This is a genomic window from Limnohabitans sp. 2KL-17 (assembly GCF_003063415.1).
GTDB lineage: Bacteria > Pseudomonadota > Gammaproteobacteria > Burkholderiales > Burkholderiaceae_C > Limnohabitans_A.
Map to the genome: position 1 here is coordinate 1 of NZ_NESK01000040.1, position 18,466 is coordinate 18,466.

Consider the following 18,466-nt stretch of genomic DNA (forward strand, 5'->3'; position numbering starts at 1 on the left):
ATGGGCTTACAAGTGGGCCAAGGCGAACAAAAAACGAAGGGAATATCAGAATGCGAAAGGAAAATCAAAAAAATCAAAACCATGCGGGGCGAAATTGCGCTCGCGAATGGGGTATTTCAGCAGCCTGCTAGAGCCGAGCGCACCGCATCTTCCATGCCATCCAATGCCATGTTGGCAAGCACTGGTGAGGCAATCCCGCCTTGCGGCGTACCTGCCTCTGCGAGGAACAATGCACCTTGGTCGATGAATTCAGCTTTCAACCACTTTATCAATACGACCTTGTCCATCGGGACGTGCTTCAACAACCAGTCATGGCTGATGTTATCGAAGCAGCCGCGGATGTCCCCTTCAAGAATCCACTGCGCGGAGTCGCGTTTGGCCAGCGCCATGAAACAATGTTCAATGGCGTCAGCCGTCGATCGCCGTGGCCTAAAGCCATAGGAGTTCTTGTCGGCAGTCGTTTCTGCAATGGGGTTCAAAGCCAGTAGCCACAGCGCTTGCATGGCCCGGTCGTGCATAGTCGGAATGCCCAACGGGCGTTTCTTTCCATTACTCTTCGGGATGTACACGCGCCGCAATGGCTGCGACCGATAGCCCCTGTGCATCAGTGCTTTTGATGCCTTCATCTTCGACTGTGGCGTTTTCCAAATCTTGCCGTCAACGCCAGCCGTCCTCTTGCCTGCGTTTTCCGTCACTCGCTTCACGGCAAGTAACTTGCCACTGAGAGAGCGGGTCAGCAGATGTTGTAGGGCATGAACCTTGTTCCATCTACCGGCCTGCGTAGCCTTGGCAATACGTACCTGCAGCCGCGTGACCTCGTCGATATCTTGGTCCCAGTTGATCTGGTCCCAGATTACGCCAAAGGCTGGAGGCGCACCAGTGTCAGTCGCCACAGCTTTCACTGCAGGTTTTGCCACCGTCATCTGCATTCCTCCTGATTGCGGTTTCTCAGGCTCTCTTGCCATGGAAGACCTAGCGGAAGTGGGCTCGCTTTCGCGCCGGGCAAAACCCGTATCCGTCCCATTACAGAACGGCATTCGCTTTCTCCGCCTTCCTTTATCCACTGCGCCATCAGTCTTCCTTGCGGTTGACCTGTCGTTACCGGCGGCGTGTTGGGCTTACCGTGTTCCTCAAACATCAAAACGCGTGGTTTAGGTCCTGCCTGTACACCGGTGGTCATCAAGTCCGTGTGCGCCGTATCAAAGGGCGGCGCAGCCGACCACGTACCATTTTGGTTCAAGCCTGCCAGCATCTTTGGCTTGTCATGCATAACGATGCCTTTAGCAGTTCACTTTTGTTGACCATGCCACTCAGCCTGGCATCCTACCCGCATTGAGGCTCGCAGGTGACGCCGTTTCCTCGCGGAACGCGACGTGGCCCAAGGGCCCGACACTTTGTTCCCGTGGCTTCACACGAAGCCGTTGCCAGCAACGCATGGACAGGCAGGCTACGGTCGACGGAACGACCGGTCTCATCACCAACCTTGTGAGCGGGCAAGACAATGATGTTTGCGACTTCACGTCGCACTTTGCTGATGCACTCCACCTCGGGCGCATGCCAGCTGTAGAGCTTGGCGCGGTTGTCCACCGCTTTGCGGCTGCCGGTCTGCGTGACCCACGCGTTTGGCCTTGCCCAAGGTCTGGCCCAAGGTTTCTTGTATGGCTTGGCTGAGCGTGCTCATCTTGCGAGTCACCTCGCGCTGCAACCACCCGACGATGGTGCGCTGGCGTTTGATGACTTTGCGCATGCGCTTGAACTGGCGGGCATGGGCAAAAAATGCGCTGCATCCTGGCCAAGCCTTGTAGCCCAGCAGTCGGCCTTCTTTGGCATAGGTCTGCTTGAGCTCGATGCCATGGGCTTTGGCCACCTCAACCACCTTGGACCTGGCAGTCTCCAGCAGCTTGCTGCCTGTGGGGTGAGCCACCGCCTTCTCTGGCACTGTGGAGTCCACAATCACGCGGATCAATTCTTTCTTGGCGATCAGCTTGAGCGTGATCGCTACTTCCATGGTGCGGGCGAGCAGTTCTTCAACGCCTTCTTCACCTAAAGCTTTGCGGAAGCGCCTCAGTTGTGTCGGATCACACGGCCACTGGTGCTCGAAATATTCGTTGCCTGAAAAGTATTGCCAGGTGTGCGTCTCGCCCCAGCGCTGGATCACGTCCTCGTCGCTCTCGTTCAACGCATGCTTGATGTACAGCAAGGCCACCATCAGACGGGTGGGCAGACGAGTCCGGCCAGCATTGGAAACACCGCCACTGGCAACGGACGAGACCGGGCCAAACAAATCCAAATCTTCGTTCTTTTTGCCAGCCTTGACTTGGCGTGCCCAACGTTGGGCGAGGGAGGCTTCGATTTCTTGCCAAGGCATGCGGTTTGCAAGCACCGCCAGTGGGTGGCACAAATCGATCATCTGATCCAGCCGGTTACGGAAAAAGTCATCGATCATGGCGCTGCTTTCAAAAACTCCCAGAAAACAGGCTCCATTGAATATCTATTAGAGAGTTCTGACCATCCGGATTCACCCCACATCACAAGCATTCATACGGGTTGCAGGGGTTTTGCAGGGTCGACGAATTGGCGCACTCAGTGCGTCAGTATATCAGCAGCCTGCCATTAGTGTTTACCCGCACATTGCGAACATTTCAACTTGTTTTTTTAACTAGTGATAGTGTGCGAATACAAAAGTGTGCTTTGCAAGCAGCAAGACAGACCAAAGTAGTAAAAAAAGCCGGCAACAATCTGTGAGAATCCAAATGGACTTAATTCTAGATCATGCACATAACAAGCAATTTAAAAATGTAGCGTCAATTACTGACATTGCAATCAAGTCTTCTAGGCGTCTAAAGAATTTTTTGCGTCGCTGGGAGAAGGATGACAACGAAATTGAAGACATCATAGGTGATGCATTACTCAGTGCTTTGCAATCTATTGACAGTTACTCTGGCGAATCCAGCATAGAAGCATGGTTTTTTGGTGTTTGCAAGAATACTGCACGCCAACATGTTGCTTCAAAAGTAAAAATGAATAGTTTTATTATATATACCGATAAATTAAATGAAGTTATTTACGAACCACATTATAATATCGAATTATCTCCAGATCAAGAATTAGATTTTAAAGAAAGATTGAATAATATAGAAAAATCGGTAGCATGCTTACCGAAAGATTTACAGTTTGTTTTTCAATCTATTTATAAAGAGGGCCGCCAATACCTTGATGTTGCCCATCAATTGGACATTCCAGTCGGCACACTCAAAAGTCGCGTAAATCGAATGAGAAGCAGCCTGATTAAGGAACCACAGCAAAAGCCAGCGCGGTGATGGTTTGACCTAAGACACTTGAGTCATGAAAAAACTGAGCTTTTCAGGCACTGAATTTGAGTTGGCAGCCAAGCGGACGCGCGAGTTTCTTGACGAAATGAACGTGGTGATTCCTTGGTCTGAACTGCTGGCCTTGATCAAGAAGCACGCGCCTTCAGGCAAGACAGGATGCCAGCCGTTTGCTACCGAGGTGTTGCAGCCCATTCATTCGCTGCAACAGCCATTTGGTCATTCCGGTCATGCGATGGAAGAGGCGCTGCACGACATGCCGCTGTACCGTGAGTTTGCCCATTTGGATGTGGGCATCACACGCTTGCCTGAAGAGCGCAAGATCTTGCCCTTTCGGTATTTTCTTGAAGAGCAGGGCCAGGGCCAACGGATTCTGGCGACGGTGAACGTCAAACTTACTGCGCTTAGACTGCCGCTCAAGACGGGCGCAGTGATAGATACGACCCTGATCGCTGTGCCCAGCTCGACCAAGAGCAACACTGACGAGCGTGACTCCGAGATGTACCAGACCAAAAATGACAAACATTGTCATGCGGCGATTCGGGCCCAGGCGGAGCATCCGTTTGGGGTGATCAAATGCCAGTTTGGACACAGCAAGACCCCAACACAGCCCCGATGTGGCGAAAAGTGCGCCCCAAAGGGGCTCTCTAATCATCAATTCATACCCAATTTAGCTAGCTACAACCTTGTGCGTATGCGCTCCTTGGGGCGAGTCCGTACAGAGACATAAAAGCATAAAAAAAAGCAAAGAAATTGCCACTTAAACACGCATATATGGCTTCAAACCACTCCACTTCCAGCGAAACCGCCTCATACGAGGACGTGAAAGGGGGGCATACTGAAATATTTCAGCCGCCTGCTAAAGACGCATTGCGTGAGTTACGCGTGTTGTCTGGACTTCACAAAGGGGCAGCCCTCACATTGTCTTTTGAGACCGTAACCATTGGGTCTGACCCAAATTGCACCGTTGTTTTGTTGGACGCTGGTGTTAAGCCACTCCATGCGTCATTGCAGTGGCTAGATGGAAAAGGTTGGGCTCAGGCAGACTCCCCCGAATTTGCGCTGACCAGCCCATGGCGTGTAGGGCCAGTATGGCTATCTGTGGTGGCACCAGAAAGTCCCTGGACCAATCTGGATCTGCTTCACTCTGAGAGTGCATCTAACGCAGCGGTGAATCAAATTTTTGCGGCAGCCCCCCCTGGCTTTAGACATCGCCCTTCCACGCATCGCCTGCGCCGCTGGGCGCTGCTGAGCATTTGCATCTGCAGCGTGCTTTTGCTTCTGATCACATTGGCAGGCTTGCACACGGACACACAGCCCAACACCGCCACCACAGCCGCCGCAGGCATCGTGCAGTCCGCGGCACCGATAAATGAGCAGACCCAACAGCCTACGGCCCCCTTCTCATCAGCCCCCCCCCCAGAAGATCCAAGCAAGGATGTCGTAGCTGTGGTCAATGGCACGTCCGAATTTGTGCTTATGCGAGACGGACAACGTATTTATGTGGGCGAAGCACTCGGGGACTTTATATTGGTGAGTGTGCAAAATGCCGCCCCCATTTGGCGTAGCACACTTCACCCATCCACCGAGGTGTAAATCGTGCACCCCTCGCTGCATAATTTTCAACAACTGATCGACTCCAAAGAACTGGTGCAGGCGTTCGGGTACGTTCGACAAGTGCTGGGCACACTGATAGAAGCTGAGGTGACCGGGGTGAGCATTGGGGAACTGTGTGAGATTTTTCATCCGGCTAGGCCCCATCAAGCCATTTTGTCCGAGGTGATTGGATTCACTACAGACTCGACACTGCTGTCACCGTTGAGTGCATTGGAGGGGCTCTCCACCTCCTTCCTTATCAAGCCTTTACACCGGGTGCATTGCGTGTCTATCGGGTTCGGACTGATGGGGCGCGTGCTCAATGGTTTTGGTCAGCCACTGGACGGCATGGGCCCAGTAGCAGCTTCTAGGTCTGGCCTGATGGAGCGCCAAGTGCTCGCCACAGCACCACCTCCTCTTGAGCGCCCCCGCATTGTCGAACCATTTGCCACAGGCGTACGCGCCGTGGACAGCATGCTGACCATTGGTAAGGGACAGCGGGTTGGCATATTTGCCGGGCCTGGGTGCGGCAAAACTACGTTGATGGCCGCTATTGGCCGAGGGTCAGATGTTGACGTGTTAGTGATTGGTCTGATCGGAGAACGTGGGCGCGAGGTTCGCGAATTTACCGAACACGAGCTCGATCCCGAACTGCTCAAAAAAACAGTGATTGTTTGCGCCACGTCTGATCGAACGTCGATCGAACGAGTGCGCGCTGCATTCACCGCCACCGCCATTGCAGAGGGTTTTCGGGACCAAGGCTTGCGTGTGTTGTTGATGATCGACTCATTGACGCGGTTGTCGCGCGCGCAGCGCGAAATTGGTCTGGCCGCTGGGGAGACGCCAGCGCGCGCAGGCTTCCCGCCATCGGTTTACGCCCTGCTCCCGCGTTTAATTGAACGGGCCGGCTTGACCGAGCAGGGTTCCATCACCGCTTTCTACACCGTCTTGCTCGAAGGTGAACTCAAAGCCGACCCCATCAGTGAGGAAGCCGTCTCTTTGCTGGACGGACATATATTACTGTCTCGCAAGCTGGCCGAATCCGGGCACTATCCTGCGATAGACATACTGCCCAGTATCAGCCGGGTGATGTCCAACATCGTCGATCGCGAACATGGGGCGGCCGCTATGCGAGCACGACTCATACTCAGCCGCTACCGCGACATGGAGCTACTCATTCGACTCGGCGAGTACAAGCCCGGACTCGACAATGAAACCGACGCGTTAATTACTGCATACCCCAAGGTGGTGAACATGCTCAAACAAAACACCAAACTCTCTATCCCGTGGGACGAAAGCCTTCAACAGTTGATGGAATGCACCCACAGTTAACGTGCCTAGTGTAACGGGGCCGAGGCCAGCATCTCCTGAGCCATCTCCTCGTCAATTTCGTACACCGATTCAACGTCGTCGGCATCGTCCTTACTGGCTTGCGCTGCTTCCAAAGCGGCTTGAAACAACAACGCTACAGCAGCAAGCATGGGAGATGGGACATATTCCCCGACCTTGCCTGTCGCATACAGTTGGCGCGCCAAGCTTCTAAACCGAATCACGGGTATACGTTCAGCCTGCGCATGCTGCTTCCAATATTGCGCCGCATCATCCACACCTTTGCCCACTACCATGGGGACAGTCTCGGCATGATAGTCGTAGGCCAGCGCCACAGCAAAGTGCTCGGGGTTGACCACAACCACAGCTGGCTTGGGCATAGGCTTGTCGTTCATAAGCACCTCTTTTCCAGTGGCTTTTCGGAAACTCTTGGCGTGAGGATCGCCCTCCATATTTTTGTATTCCTCTTTCATCTCTTTCATGTCCATGCGCATGCTGCGCCGTGTGAGCCAACGCTGCAGCCCCACATCAAACAGGGTCCAGCACATCATTACCAATAACGCAGAATGCAATAGCTCTCGCAGAGTCATCAGGGTTGCATACCCAAGGGTCGATGGGGTAAGGCGGTCAGCTTGCAGCGCAATGGGGATTGCGTCCCACACATCCATTGCCACTACGATCAGGACCGAACTTATTTTCAATGGCCCCAACACCAACATCATCAGCTTTTGACCTGTGAAAATCTGCTTCAAATTGCTGACCGGATTCAACTTGTGAAGCGACTCAGCAAACACCTTGGTAGCAATGTTCATACGTGTTTGAACCAAGGTGCCAATCCAACTCACCGCCGCAGCCACCAACACAATCGCGAGCGTGATCAACGCCAATGGCGACGCCGCTTCCCAAACCGAAGCCATGCGCACTGAAAAAGGGTGAGTGGACGACCGCTGCAGTGCCTGCAATACCGCGCTGACCAGTTGCCCTACCCCATCCCCAATGGCCACCTCAAAAGCCACGACCAACTCGAATACCGCAGCCAACTTGAGCAGCGTGACCACGTCCTGGCTAACGCCCAGTTGCCCTTTTTCCCGTGACTGACGAATTTTTTCATCCGTCGGTGCAAGCTCTTTTTCACTCATGGCATTTCACGTCATGCAAATTCAAGTTTTTCATGATTGCTTAGGGAGCCTCTGCACAACCCTCGTCAGAGCCGGGATTTCAATATAAATTTTGCTCATTTGTCTCATGACTCAAGTGTCTCAGGCCAAGCTATCAGAGCGCTGACTTGTGCAGAGGTTCCTTAGCCGACTTGATGGATTTTTATTTATTGGCCATTCACAAAATCAGGAGTGCGCTTTCTCTGAATGTCTGAAACCACAAAGTGCAAGCCAGTTCAGCTCTCACATATATTTCTGGCGCACACATACGCTCTATAGACTATGTTGAAAATGCACAGGAAAGGCAACTTCGACCCTGGCGGTTTCAGTTTGCGGGGCATGATTGCTTGTTAATAGAGTTTTCTGCATATGCACAATTAAGATATCAAAAAATCTTCACAACCCCAGCGCCCTGAAAACGCCATACTGCCACCACTCCTGCAAATTCTCTACCCCTCGCGCAAACCAAGCATGGCCAGCGATGGCCATCAGCATCAAAACCGCCAAGCTTTTGATCGGCATCGCCGTTTGATATACATCGATACCTTTGACGCTGCTGCTGCCCAGCGCCATCGCAAACTCAACCATCAGCAGCACAAACAAGGCAGGGGCGGCAAACAGCAGTGTTTTGCTCATCAAGCTTGCAAAAGCCTCCCACAAACGCGCGCCATCGCGAATCACACCAAGCGGGGTCAAGTCCAAAACGGGCCACACCAGCAGGCTGTCGGACATCACCTCAAAGGCCAAGACAAACGCCCCTGCTTCGACCAACCATACGATAAGCATGCGCTCACCCAGTTCACCCAAAATTGACGTATCCGCTTCCATCGAGGGGTTGTTCATTTGTGCAGCGTTGGCACCTCGCTGGTTGTCCACCAAAGTCAGCCCACCGCGCAGCACCCAGAACGGAATGCTAAGCAAAGCTCCCAGCAGCACACCCAACAACACCTCTTTGATGCCCAACAACAACAACCATGGCCCTTGCCACTGCTCTGCCGCCAAATAGCCAAACACCCCTGGGACCTGCGGCAATGCCAATGCCAGACAAATTGCATTGCGCTGAACTGCGCCCATATGCCTGCGACCCAGTAGCGGCAGCATCAAACCCAAACCAACCCAGCGCGCCATGCACAAAGCCAGGCTGAGCCATAAGGCTGGCCCCAGTAGGTTCAGTTCGGTGATGCTCATAGCCTCTGCTCACGTGCCATGGCTTGGGCCCACACACGGTCAAACCCAGCAGCATTCCATGACAAAATTGGTACCTGATTGGCTTGTCGCACATCTGCCCCCACAGCAGCTGCCCAAACCGGGGCCAACCGCCAGCGCCAATGGGGCCACACCAGAGCCCATACCTCACGCCAGTGGCTGTGTGCCCCCGAAAGCAAAACACGCACGCCTTGATGCACATACGCAGAAGTGGAGAGCAATGAATCGGGAGTGCCCTCGGCTGGCGTCATAGGGTACAAGCGCGAAAGCCGCCAGCCAGCCATCACACTCTGCTGCAAGCCTTTGTTTTGCTGTTGACCCCATTGCGCGTGCGACTCTACCCACAACGCACCACCGTCAGATCGACTGAACACACTCACCGCACCACACATCACCAACACCCGCAAAAGCTCATCGGACGACAGCGAGCTCAAGCGTGCCACGTCACCCCAGGCGCCATCCAACGGCGCACCAGAACCCAACCATTGCTCAAGCCCCGAACCGGGCACTGTGCCAACGGCGTTGCACCAGTAGGCCCACAGCCCGGACATCAGCTCAGGGCGTTCCTGCAACATCCAATCCAACGAAGCCGGCCACACACTGGTACCACACCACGCTCGATCCGCACAGAGCCAAGGCTCAACCCACAAGCTCAAAAGAGCTCGACGCAGAACCTCGTCCCTTGTATAGGCCAGCATCAATCGTCACGCCTGAAATCAGGCGTGACCTTAGCCGCTCTCAAGTGGCTTGAATGACGCTCGATCAACCATTGCCACACCAACAGGCCAGCGCTTAGTAACAACACCAACATCAATCCAGCCATCATTAACCACCTACCCCAGGGCATCGGCCCAGGCGCTGGCTTGGGGTGCCCCACCTGACCCTCTGCTGCGGGTGCTGCCGACACAAACACAATTGACACCGCCGAGTGCGGTGCCCGCGCAAGCCCAGGAATGCTAGATACCACCAAGCGGCGAATCCGATCCTCATACAGCGTTGGGGACCAATCGCTGCGGTGTTTTACCAACACTGAACAGGACGAAGGCTGAGCCGGCTCACCCGGCACCAAACGCTCGGGCAGCACTGGATGCACGCGAGCCAAAATCACTCCATCGATCTGGCTCAAGGTATTTTCCAACTCCTGAGACAAGGCGTACAAATACCGACTGCGTTCCTCAATTGGAGTGGAAACCACACCATCTTTTTTGAAAACATCGCCCAACCGCTGGTACGTGTTGCGAGGCAAGCCCAAGTTGTACAAATGCGGCACCGCCACCGCCAACTCGTCTTTAGCCACCCTGACTGTAAACCCCTGCTTGGGCACCGCCACCTTTTCACCATCAACCCCTGCCTGAATCAACGCGGACACCACTTCATTGGCATCTTGCTCAGACATCCCAGTGAACAAATCTATACGCGAACTACAACCCAGCAGCACCAACACCAAGCTCACACAACACCAACGGTAAGCACTCATTGCGCAACCGACACCTTGCGCCGCTCGCGCATCCACCCACCCATGCGTCGCTCAAGCCTAGCAGCAAGCCGGTTCATTCGGGCGCACCACACCTCATCGTCCATATGGCATCCCCATAAATCTACGTCGTGATACAGACCCTCACTACCCTCCACCAGCTTGGGCAAACGACCCCAGTGCTGTAGACCAACCCCGTGAGCCAAATTGCGACTGGCTTGGTTGCCACGCAACACCCACACCACAAGTACGCGAAAGCCCAACACATGGCGCTGTCGATAAGCCAAAAACACCGCTTGTGCGCCCACACCTAGACCCACCCACTGCGGCAATACATACACTGACAAATCCCACGTACCCAGCGTGCCACCGCCCCCCCAAGGAAAAGGGCCCATCGAGCACCACCCCACCAGCACATCGCACGACCAAAAACACCACACTGGATAACCACGCCCTCTAAAGTCGGCAATCATATTCCGCACGCGTTGCTCGGTGGTGGGCTGTACACCCGGCACGCGCGCGCCGTGTGTCACCCAGTGGTTGTATACAACTGCCATCTGCGCAGCATCTTCAGGTTGCGCACGGCTCCACTCAACCATCTCCCCCAGATCGCTGCGCTGCGGCTGCACCGCAGGTTTCATGACCACATCCGGCCCTTCACTTGCAGTCATCGCTCCGCATCTTTCTGCATGTTTCACGCTTAATTCAACTTAGTCAACTGATCCACCGCGCTGACCGTCTTGCCAATCGTCTTGGCCAACAAATCTGTTTCAGCGCCATTGTCAATCATTGCCGCAGTGACCTTCAGCATTTGTTCAGGACTGCCAGTGCGCACCGCCTCATCCATCATGCGCACCACCATCTGCTGTCGACCGGACAGGTAGTTCGACAAATCATTCAACATCTTGGCAGGCCCACCTATCTCACGCACCGGTGCAGCTTCAGGCACCTTGCGCAGTAACCCCTCTGGCAACTGCCGTGACATAGCATGCGCAAAAATTGCTGTAGTTGCAGGCGTTGCCGACACAAACCGACCTGCGACGCCATCCGACTTAAAGACCTCTGGCGCCGTCCCTGCCCCTGCCCCTGCCCTATGCACTTGTGAGCCATCAGCCATCAGCCATCTCCTTGTCACGTAAGTTCATATCACACAACAGCCTAAGCGCAGCCTTAATGCACCAAAGCCCCCATCTTGACCTCATTGCGGAGCATCATCTCCATATCGTATTGAATCATCTGCTTAATGGCATCCACCAACGCCCGCTTCAAAACAGACTCACCGGGCAGATCATCCATACCGCGACACATCGCTTCGTACATAAAGTCAGCAGGTACAGCACCAGCTCGCACCAGAAATTTAAACACCGACATGGTGCGTGCAAATGCCACGATTTCGGATGTGTGATCAGCAGGGTCTTCCCCCCCCACAATCAATAAAGCCACTGGATCAGGCACCACCACCTCCTCTAGATCAGGAAAATTTTCGGTCGACATAAACTCTTCCAAGCGCATGGGCGCATCGGCCAACATGGCGTGCTGAGCTTGCCGAAACACTTGTGCAAACAAGCCCAAAGCTTTTTCCACAGTTTCACGTTCAGGCCCTTGCACCTCTTCGGTTTGAGCCAAGAAATCCACCCAGCAGAGCGCAGCCAAAGGGGGCACAAACATGCCTGGATGCGCATCCATGAATTCCCCCACCACTTGCCGCCGATAACGACGCACTTCCGACACCACAGCTGGATGAATATTCATAGCTCAATCCTTTCAAACACGAATTAAAGCACTATCAAGCCCACCACCCACACCCCCCATGAATGCAGGCCCCATCATTTTCATCATGCTGTTCATGACAGAGCTTAAGTACGCCATCGAGTTTGATGATTGAGTCTGCATTGAGACGGCCATCTGTTGAACGTTTCGATCGGACGATTGCTGAGAGGCACGCATTTCCGCCATAGCAGACTTCATTGCGTCCATACTGTCTCTGTTCATTGCAACCAATGAACTGGTGACAGATTGCGTATGGGCATTTTGCGACTGCATCAACTGCTGTGATGCACCGACATCCAACCCATGATTCGTATTCGCTGAAGGAGAAACAGTTGCACCCATAACCCCTCCTTACAGCCGAACGTTCGACGTATTCTCTTTGGCAGAGTTCACGACATCACTGCTCTGCTTCACCAGAGTCTGCATCAACTGCGTATCTGATTGCCTCGCCATCAAGTTCATTTGTTTTACTGAATTTGCATTCATTCTTTCCTCAAGCTTCGCTGTGGCCATATCCACAGATGCATCCGTACCAGTCGCTGCAACCCCAAGGGTAGCATCCGGAATACTATTTCTTAAAGACATTTCATCCTCCTAAGTTATCCAGCATCAAAATCGATGAAAATTGTGACCAGCTCACCATGAATCAGTCACATACGTTATGTGGTATTTTCAGAGCACAGAGTTCGTTAACCCACCACTAAGGAAAACCCTCACTATTCCTTACATCACAACATCTAGCATTAAAAGGCCCAAACAAACTGACGCTCAGCCCTTCGAGCACAGCAGAGACCTCGTTGGTCAAGACTCACAACTTGACACCATTCGTCAAAGCCTGCGCAGCACTGCTCAGCACAGCACCAGGATCACCAGATTCCATCGACTGCTGCACCGCCCCTCCCATCTGCTGTGCCACCTGGCCAGCCGCCTCACCCACTGCCTGGCCAAGCATTGCACCCAATGGGCCACCCGCCGCCATGCCCGCAGCACCACCTGCTGCACCCGCAATATCAGACACGTTCATATTCAACTCCTTCTGTGTTAAAAGAAAAACAACAAACCAAGGCAGATAACTCCGCCACTAAAGAGACACCGCACTCGCCTACGGCATCTTTTTTTTAGTGCCGCAAATTGCGGCGCAAGTTTGCTCATTTTTCTCAAGGTTTACCCTCAGAACAGCTGGTAATCTTTCCAAAAATCCATCGGCTTTAAAAGTGGAAATTTCTATGAACGAATTTCTGCATTAAAAAGAGCAAGTTCACGGACAGCCAGATCATGGCTGCACTCAAGCAAGCCGAAGGCGGCATGCCTGTGCCCAGCATTTGCCGAGAGTTTGGCATCAGCAGCGTGACGTTTTACAAATAACGCACCAAGTACGGCGGCATGGACACCTCCACGATGTCCAGGATGAAAGAGCTGGAGGATGAGAGCCGGCGGCTGCGCAAGATGTACATGGACGAGAAGCTCAAAGCCAAATCGTTGCTGAGGCCTTGGCAAAAAAGTGGTGAGGCCATCTCGTAGGCGGGAGATGGCCTGTGAATCAATCTGCCACCGTGATCATCACGCAGGCCTGCAGCGCCTTTGGGATCAGCCAAAGCTGTTATCGGCATGTTGGCAGGGCAAAGCAAGAGAACCGGGAGATTGCCAATTGGCTGCTACGCCTGACCGACAACCACCGCACCTGGGGCTTTGGCCTGTGCTTCTTGTTTCTGCGCAACGTCAAGCGCTTTGGTTGGAACCACAAGCGGGTTTACCGGGTGTATCGCCAGTTGGAGCTCCATTTGCGCATCAAGCCGCGAAAGAGGTTGACCAGAGAAAAGCCCCAGCCACTGGCCGTGCCAGCCAAGGCCAACATCACCTGGAGCATGGACTTCATGCATGACCGCTTGGAAGACGGACGCAGCATCCGCTTGCTCAACGTCATTGACGATCACAACAGAGAGGCCTTGGGCCTAGAAGTTGATTTCAGTCTGCCCAGCGAGCGGGTGATCAGAAGCCTCAAGAACATCATTGAGTGGCGGGGCAAACCAGATGCGATCCGCTGCGACAACGGTCCGGAGAACATCAGCCAAAGCATCCAGGCTTGGGCCAAGCAAAGGGGTATAGAGCCGCAGTACATCCAACCGGGCAAGCCCCAGCAAAACGCTTACATCGAAAGATTCAACACAACAGAAAGGTGCGCTACGAGTGGCTGAGTCAATACCAGTAGGAGAGCATTGAGCAAGTGCAGAAGCATGCCACGAAGTGGATGCATCTCTACAATCACGAACGCCCCAACATGGCCATTGGTGGCGTACCTCCAAAGCAGTTCCTGGCCAGAGCTGCGTGAACCTTCTACTTTTAGTTCCGATGGTTTTTGGGGAGATTACCAGACCAATTACAAGTGTTTACCCTATGGATGCGAACAATTCATCGCTTGGATTAACTATCCCATTGAGAAGCAATTGACTTCTCGATGTTCCTGCAAATCAGGAAAACTATCTGTTCATCGTTTAGCGAAGCAGTCAATTAGGCTGTGATCGCATTAAACAACATAACTCATGGTGAAGAAGCCGTGTATTTTTATCGTCGTCTAAATTTTTTTAAGATGCAAGCAATATGCAACCAAGTGATTTTTTTGAAAGGCAGCCTCTGATGACCATTAATAACCAATTTCTAAGCAACACGCAGCAATCCAGTTCCACAGCTAGCACGACTGGAACTAATGGTGCTGGTAGCTTTACATCAATTAATACGAGCGAACTTGACAGGCATATCGAAAATGCACAGTCTATTGCTAATGTTCCGCGAAATGACGAGAGTTGGTCTCAATCACTGTCCCGACATGGAACCAATTTGGCATTATCAGCAACTAAAAATGTGGCTTCTGTAGCAGTGCCTACTTTCCTCCGCGAATTTTCACGCCGAACGATGTTTCAGCAGATGGCGCAAGCAAGCACTGCTGCGGGTGTGGCAGGTGCAGTAGTAACTGGTGGGGTATTGCCAATTGGCCTTCAGATTGCGGGCTTGGTGCGAGACAATCAAAATAAGACGCAAACCATGCTAAGTGTGGGATCTCGTGTCGCCCAAATTATGGTGACCGGAGGCACATTAGTTGCTTTGGCTGCTACGGGAGGAGCGCCAGCGTTGGCTGCTGCTGCGCCTGCATTGATGGGGGCGAATTTGGTGTACACGCCCTTGCGTGACGCGGTGCAGTATAACTTGCGTCTTAAGGATAATACCAATTCGACGAATGAGCGCCCTATGTCCACTGGAGCCACTCTTATTTCAGCGGGAGCCTATGTGCCCAATCAAATTGGCGTTGGCTATGCAATGGACAGATTAAGCGACGCATTAACCCCAAGTACAACTGCAGGAGGCAATTCTTCAACAGCCCTCTCAACAAGTGAACAGCCTTCAACAGCCTTCTCAACAAGTGAACAGCCTTCAACAGCCTTCTCAACAAGTGAACAGCCTTCAACAGCCTTCTCAACAAGTGAACAACCTTTAACAACATCCTTCTCAACAAGTGAACAACCTTTAACAACATCCTTCGCAACAACTAAGAAACCACCTGGGTCCTGGAATGAGAGCCTCGCTAAAGGTCTTGGAAACAGCTTGGGCCGAGCGATAGTTAACCATGTTGGCGAAACGACTGATGACATGGTGTCCCGCTATACCCAGGCAGGATTGAATGGTACAACGGATGGTAAACCGATATCCTTTAGCCTTGATCTAAGGCCCGCTAGCGAACGAACTTGGAACGCGGTCGCAAATCATGTTAAAGATGCACATGCATCACGTAGTAATTTGTTTGCATCTGCTTTTAACACAGCGTATATGGTAGATGCATTGGGTGGAAACGAGCATGTTGTGAATAGCGCAGTGGGGGCTGTTCTAGGCATGCTTTATCCAACATTTGTAATGTCGCAATCACGGCCTTCAGCTCCTGATGACAGTGAAGCAGCAAGGGGAGTTCGTAACACCACAGGTGAACCGAACACTTATCGTCTGGATGTGGTTGAAGTGGATGAAACGAGAGATGCAAGAAGGCAATCCCGTCGCACTGCTGAACAAATAGAAATGACACCCATCGATTCAACACTCGTAAGGCGAGAGAGCGCATCAAGTGAGGAATCGTTTAAAACAGCCCGTTCGAGCTCACCAAAGCAAAGCTAACCTTGATTGACTCTGCCTCCTCCGAGGCAGAGTCAATCAAATGAATGTAAACAAACAAGGTGGTTACTATGAATGAATCCGTATCAGTTGAATCGAAAAAGTCTATGTCGCGTAAAGATATATCAAGTGACGAATCTAGTGGTGCTGCGTTCACTGCAGGAAGTACTGAGAATACTTTTGAGATACGAGATGATATTTTGTGGGCTATATCCAACTCTCAATATCTTAAGACCGCCAAAGAGTTGGCAGTAGAGTTCCAAGTGGCCCTGTCTAACGCGTTGGCTCAAACCTATCTTGATGTCTTTATGAGGAGCCAGAAAGCGTCTGACTTGGAGCTTCAAAAGAAGTATCTGCAATATAAAAACCATTTGGGTTCCAAGGAATTTAAAATCCGGATCATGACATTAGAATCCATCAATGATGCTTACTCCATATTAAAGGAGTTCAGGCGCCAAAGAGACTTCTCACTTCTTGCTAAACAATATTCAAGAGATGGCTTTTCCAATGAAGGTGGATTGGTAGGCTGGGTGGCGGAAGGTGCATTAAAGAAAGAGACTTCCGCTTCGATAAAATTGCTTAAAGTGGGAGAGGCAAGCCCCCCTATATCAACAGAAGATGGAGTACATATTCTTTTGGTAGAGGAAGTTCGAGATGCAAAGCCTGCAACTTTTTCGGTTGTGAAGCCCGCACTTGAGGAGGCATACGCTACTGAAATGCTAGGTGAGCACCTTACTGAATTGCGTCGTGCCAGACGAGCCGCCGCTGGTGCTTCGAGATGATATGTTTGTCAGCGCAGAATCAAGCACCAAGTGCTGAACGTAGTGCTGTGCGCTGCGAGCTAAAACGTCAGTTGGCTGCTGCGCATGATCTCCAAGGGTAATCCTCTCGAAAATCCATCGACTTTAAAAGTGGAAATTTCCATGAAAGAATTTCTGCATGAAAAAGAGAAAGTTCACGGACAGCCAGATCATGGCTGTACTCAAGCAAGCTGAGGGCGGCATACCTCCAAAGTAGTTCTTGGCTAGGGCTGCATAAACCTCCTGCTTTTGGTTCCGATGGTTTTTGAGGGGATTACCGCTGCAGGTGCACTTCGCTTTGGAATCCGGCGACCGTATGTGCAATATTCTTACTAAAAATTATTGAACGGCCTTTAGCGACCGATGAATTTCAACGCGACTTGAGCAGCGCAATTACGAGCAGCAGATGCATTGTCTTCAGGGCGAGTTGCGCACCGTGGTGCAACTGGACGCATCTAACGCGCCATCGTAAACGTAAAAGGTTTTTTCCCACGCCCGGAGATTCCTTGTTGCAACGGTGATGAAAGGTGTCCGTCTGATGATCCACAACATCACGTTATTGATTGCGGCAGAAACCGTTGGTAACGGCCGCTTGAAGTCAACGAACAAAACGACGCGCCACTGATTTGAATGGTTCCAGGCCTGATGATTGTACGAGTCGTCAAACACGAGTGGCTGTCCCTCGGACCAGTGTCTTACTGACTGACCGACTCTGATCGCGCATTGTTCTATGGGCTTAGGAATTATGAGACCCAGGTGAAACCGTAAGACACCGTTGTATGGCCCTCTATGAGGAGGGAGCTCTTTCCCAGGCGCTAGGATGGAAAAGTACGCTGTTGTCATTCCTGGTATGCGTTGCAGCACAGCTTCTGTTTTGGGACAGAGCGAGCAATTCATTGGAGCGCGCACTCCGTACCCATAGAAGAAGAACGTTTTCCATCCACTGTCGGTTGTAAGCATCCGCTGATCGGGCGAAATGTCCTGAAAGTTCGGCAATTGCTCCCGCCGTGCGAGTACCGTGTCAAGCTCCTTCTGTATATCAGCGGTCGCTTTGGCAACCTCTTCAACCCACGGAAATTCTGACAAGTTAAAAAACTCATGATCACCAACGAGAGAGTAGCGTCTGTTTCGCCGTTCCACAGCGGTAAACAACAGGAAGAACAGCCGTTCAGCCCATGTCACTTTTGCAATTTCGTGGACAGTAGCGCAAGAGGTGCTGCCGGAAACGCTGCCTGTAGCCTTTTCGCCACTTCCAATGTTAGTAGAGTAGACGATGGCTTCTCTCGCATTGCCAGTGAGACAGTCGCTGCCGCTGTGGGTCGACGAACTTGAGTTAGAACCATGGCTTGATGACATGCGTTTTTCTTAAAAAATTGGCGTTTTTACAACTTCATTGCTTTAGCAATTTTACTTGTATCTATTATTGTTAAAAAGTCACGAGTAAGTTCGCTACAGATGAATGTAGTGGCCAAGTATTTTCGGACACATCAATAGGTTGTTGAGTGGCCAGTTGTTGCTCAAACGTGGTCTTGACCCTGTAACCCAGTACCGCCGGTATGTTTAATTTGCCGCTCGTTTTCCCCTGAACAGCTTGGGTGGCACGTAGCCCAATGCGCTGTGCGGGTGGTAAGAATTGTAGTCATCGAACCA

At 52.2% G+C, this 18,466-nt stretch carries 18 protein-coding genes and 3 pseudogenes; 7 read left to right on the forward strand and 14 right to left on the reverse strand.

Annotation, left to right across the window (positions count from 1 at the left end; translation table 11 throughout):
- Nucleotides 1-140 precede the first annotated feature (140 nt).
- Nucleotides 141-923 (reverse strand): annotated as a pseudogene (locus B9Z45_RS15560) (reverse transcriptase N-terminal domain-containing protein); the annotation flags it as partial.
- A 593-nt stretch (nt 924-1,516) separates the two neighbouring features.
- On the reverse strand, nt 1,517-2,446 hold the full coding sequence (locus B9Z45_RS15565) for a transposase (RefSeq protein WP_108408128.1): 930 nt from the start codon (nt 2,444-2,446) through the stop codon (nt 1,517-1,519).
- A gap of 307 nt (nt 2,447-2,753) precedes the next feature.
- On the opposite strand from B9Z45_RS15565, the gene B9Z45_RS15570 reads away from it, so the two are divergent.
- The 4 genes and pseudogenes from B9Z45_RS15570 to B9Z45_RS15585 all read left to right on the forward strand — a co-directional run bounded on the left by B9Z45_RS15570 (nt 2,754) and on the right by B9Z45_RS15585 (nt 6,257).
- Nucleotides 2,754-3,320: an RNA polymerase sigma factor gene (locus B9Z45_RS15570; protein ID WP_146180934.1), complete on the forward strand. Its 567-nt coding sequence runs from the start codon at nt 2,754-2,756 to the stop codon at nt 3,318-3,320.
- A 25-nt stretch (nt 3,321-3,345) separates the two neighbouring features.
- A pseudogene (locus B9Z45_RS15575) lies at nt 3,346-3,876 on the forward strand (transposase); the annotation flags it as partial.
- Between the two features lie 227 nt (nt 3,877-4,103).
- On the forward strand, nt 4,104-4,925 hold the full coding sequence (locus B9Z45_RS17635; RefSeq protein WP_108408131.1) for an FHA domain-containing protein: 822 nt from the start codon (nt 4,104-4,106) through the stop codon (nt 4,923-4,925).
- Nucleotides 4,926-4,928: 3 nt separating this feature from the next.
- Nucleotides 4,929-6,257 carry a FliI/YscN family ATPase gene (locus B9Z45_RS15585; RefSeq protein ID WP_233252228.1) on the forward strand — a complete coding sequence of 443 codons (1,329 nt, stop codon included), beginning with the start codon at nt 4,929-4,931 and terminating at the stop codon, nt 6,255-6,257.
- Nucleotides 6,258-6,262: 5 nt separating this feature from the next.
- Here B9Z45_RS15585 and B9Z45_RS15590 read toward each other — a convergent pair whose 3' ends face one another.
- From B9Z45_RS15590 to B9Z45_RS15635, 10 genes are all read right to left on the reverse strand, one after another.
- Nucleotides 6,263-7,393 (reverse strand): flagellar biosynthesis protein FlhB, encoded by a 1,131-nt coding sequence (locus B9Z45_RS15590; RefSeq protein ID WP_108408133.1) that lies wholly within the window; start codon nt 7,391-7,393, stop codon nt 6,263-6,265.
- 414 nt (nt 7,394-7,807) lie between these two features.
- Complete coding sequence (locus B9Z45_RS15595; protein WP_108408134.1) at nt 7,808-8,599, reverse strand: EscT/YscT/HrcT family type III secretion system export apparatus protein; 792 nt, start codon at nt 8,597-8,599, stop codon at nt 7,808-7,810.
- A complete protein-coding gene (locus B9Z45_RS15600; RefSeq protein WP_108408135.1) occupies nt 8,596-9,192 on the reverse strand; it encodes a hypothetical protein in 597 nt (198 codons plus the stop codon). Before B9Z45_RS15600 ends, B9Z45_RS15595 begins: the two co-directional genes overlap by 4 nt.
- A gap of 122 nt (nt 9,193-9,314) precedes the next feature.
- A complete protein-coding gene (gene sctJ / locus B9Z45_RS15605; protein WP_108408136.1) occupies nt 9,315-10,094 on the reverse strand; it encodes a type III secretion system inner membrane ring lipoprotein SctJ in 780 nt (259 codons plus the stop codon).
- Entirely contained in the window at nt 10,091-10,762 is a 672-nt protein-coding gene (locus B9Z45_RS15610; protein ID WP_108408137.1) for a GNAT family N-acetyltransferase, read from the reverse strand. Before B9Z45_RS15610 ends, sctJ begins: the two co-directional genes overlap by 4 nt.
- Before the next feature lie 29 nt (nt 10,763-10,791).
- Nucleotides 10,792-11,208: an EscI/YscI/HrpB family type III secretion system inner rod protein gene (locus tag B9Z45_RS15615; RefSeq protein ID WP_108408138.1), complete on the reverse strand. Its 417-nt coding sequence runs from the start codon at nt 11,206-11,208 to the stop codon at nt 10,792-10,794.
- A gap of 53 nt (nt 11,209-11,261) precedes the next feature.
- Entirely contained in the window at nt 11,262-11,843 is a 582-nt protein-coding gene (locus tag B9Z45_RS15620; RefSeq protein WP_108408139.1) for a hypothetical protein, read from the reverse strand.
- A gap of 12 nt (nt 11,844-11,855) precedes the next feature.
- Nucleotides 11,856-12,203: a hypothetical protein gene (locus tag B9Z45_RS16935; RefSeq protein ID WP_146180935.1), complete on the reverse strand. Its 348-nt coding sequence runs from the start codon at nt 12,201-12,203 to the stop codon at nt 11,856-11,858.
- A gap of 9 nt (nt 12,204-12,212) precedes the next feature.
- Nucleotides 12,213-12,446 carry a hypothetical protein gene (locus B9Z45_RS15630; protein ID WP_108408141.1) on the reverse strand — a complete coding sequence of 78 codons (234 nt, stop codon included), beginning with the start codon at nt 12,444-12,446 and terminating at the stop codon, nt 12,213-12,215.
- A gap of 223 nt (nt 12,447-12,669) precedes the next feature.
- Nucleotides 12,670-12,885 (reverse strand): hypothetical protein, encoded by a 216-nt coding sequence (locus B9Z45_RS15635; RefSeq protein WP_108408142.1) that lies wholly within the window; start codon nt 12,883-12,885, stop codon nt 12,670-12,672.
- Nucleotides 12,886-13,103: 218 nt separating this feature from the next.
- On the opposite strand from B9Z45_RS15635, the pseudogene B9Z45_RS15640 reads away from it, so the two are divergent.
- The 3 genes and pseudogenes from B9Z45_RS15640 (at nt 13,104) to B9Z45_RS15650 (ending at nt 16,798) form a co-directional block, all read left to right on the forward strand.
- Nucleotides 13,104-14,190, forward strand: a pseudogene (locus B9Z45_RS15640) (IS3 family transposase).
- Nucleotides 14,191-14,495: 305 nt separating this feature from the next.
- A complete protein-coding gene (locus tag B9Z45_RS16940; protein WP_233252229.1) occupies nt 14,496-16,019 on the forward strand; it encodes a hypothetical protein in 1,524 nt (507 codons plus the stop codon).
- A gap of 68 nt (nt 16,020-16,087) precedes the next feature.
- Complete coding sequence (locus B9Z45_RS15650) at nt 16,088-16,798, forward strand: peptidylprolyl isomerase (protein ID WP_108408144.1); 711 nt, start codon at nt 16,088-16,090, stop codon at nt 16,796-16,798.
- Between the two features lie 435 nt (nt 16,799-17,233).
- On the opposite strand, the gene B9Z45_RS15655 is transcribed toward B9Z45_RS15650, so the two are convergent.
- Together B9Z45_RS15655 and B9Z45_RS17640 are read right to left on the reverse strand one after the other, a co-directional pair.
- The gene (locus B9Z45_RS15655; RefSeq protein WP_108408145.1) at nt 17,234-18,172 is read right to left on the reverse strand and encodes an aspartyl/asparaginyl beta-hydroxylase domain-containing protein; all 939 of its coding nucleotides are present in this window, start codon (nt 18,170-18,172) and stop codon (nt 17,234-17,236) included.
- A 204-nt stretch (nt 18,173-18,376) separates the two neighbouring features.
- On the reverse strand, nt 18,377-18,466 hold a 90-nt coding region (locus B9Z45_RS17640), incomplete at its 5' end, for an integrase core domain-containing protein (protein ID WP_146180937.1).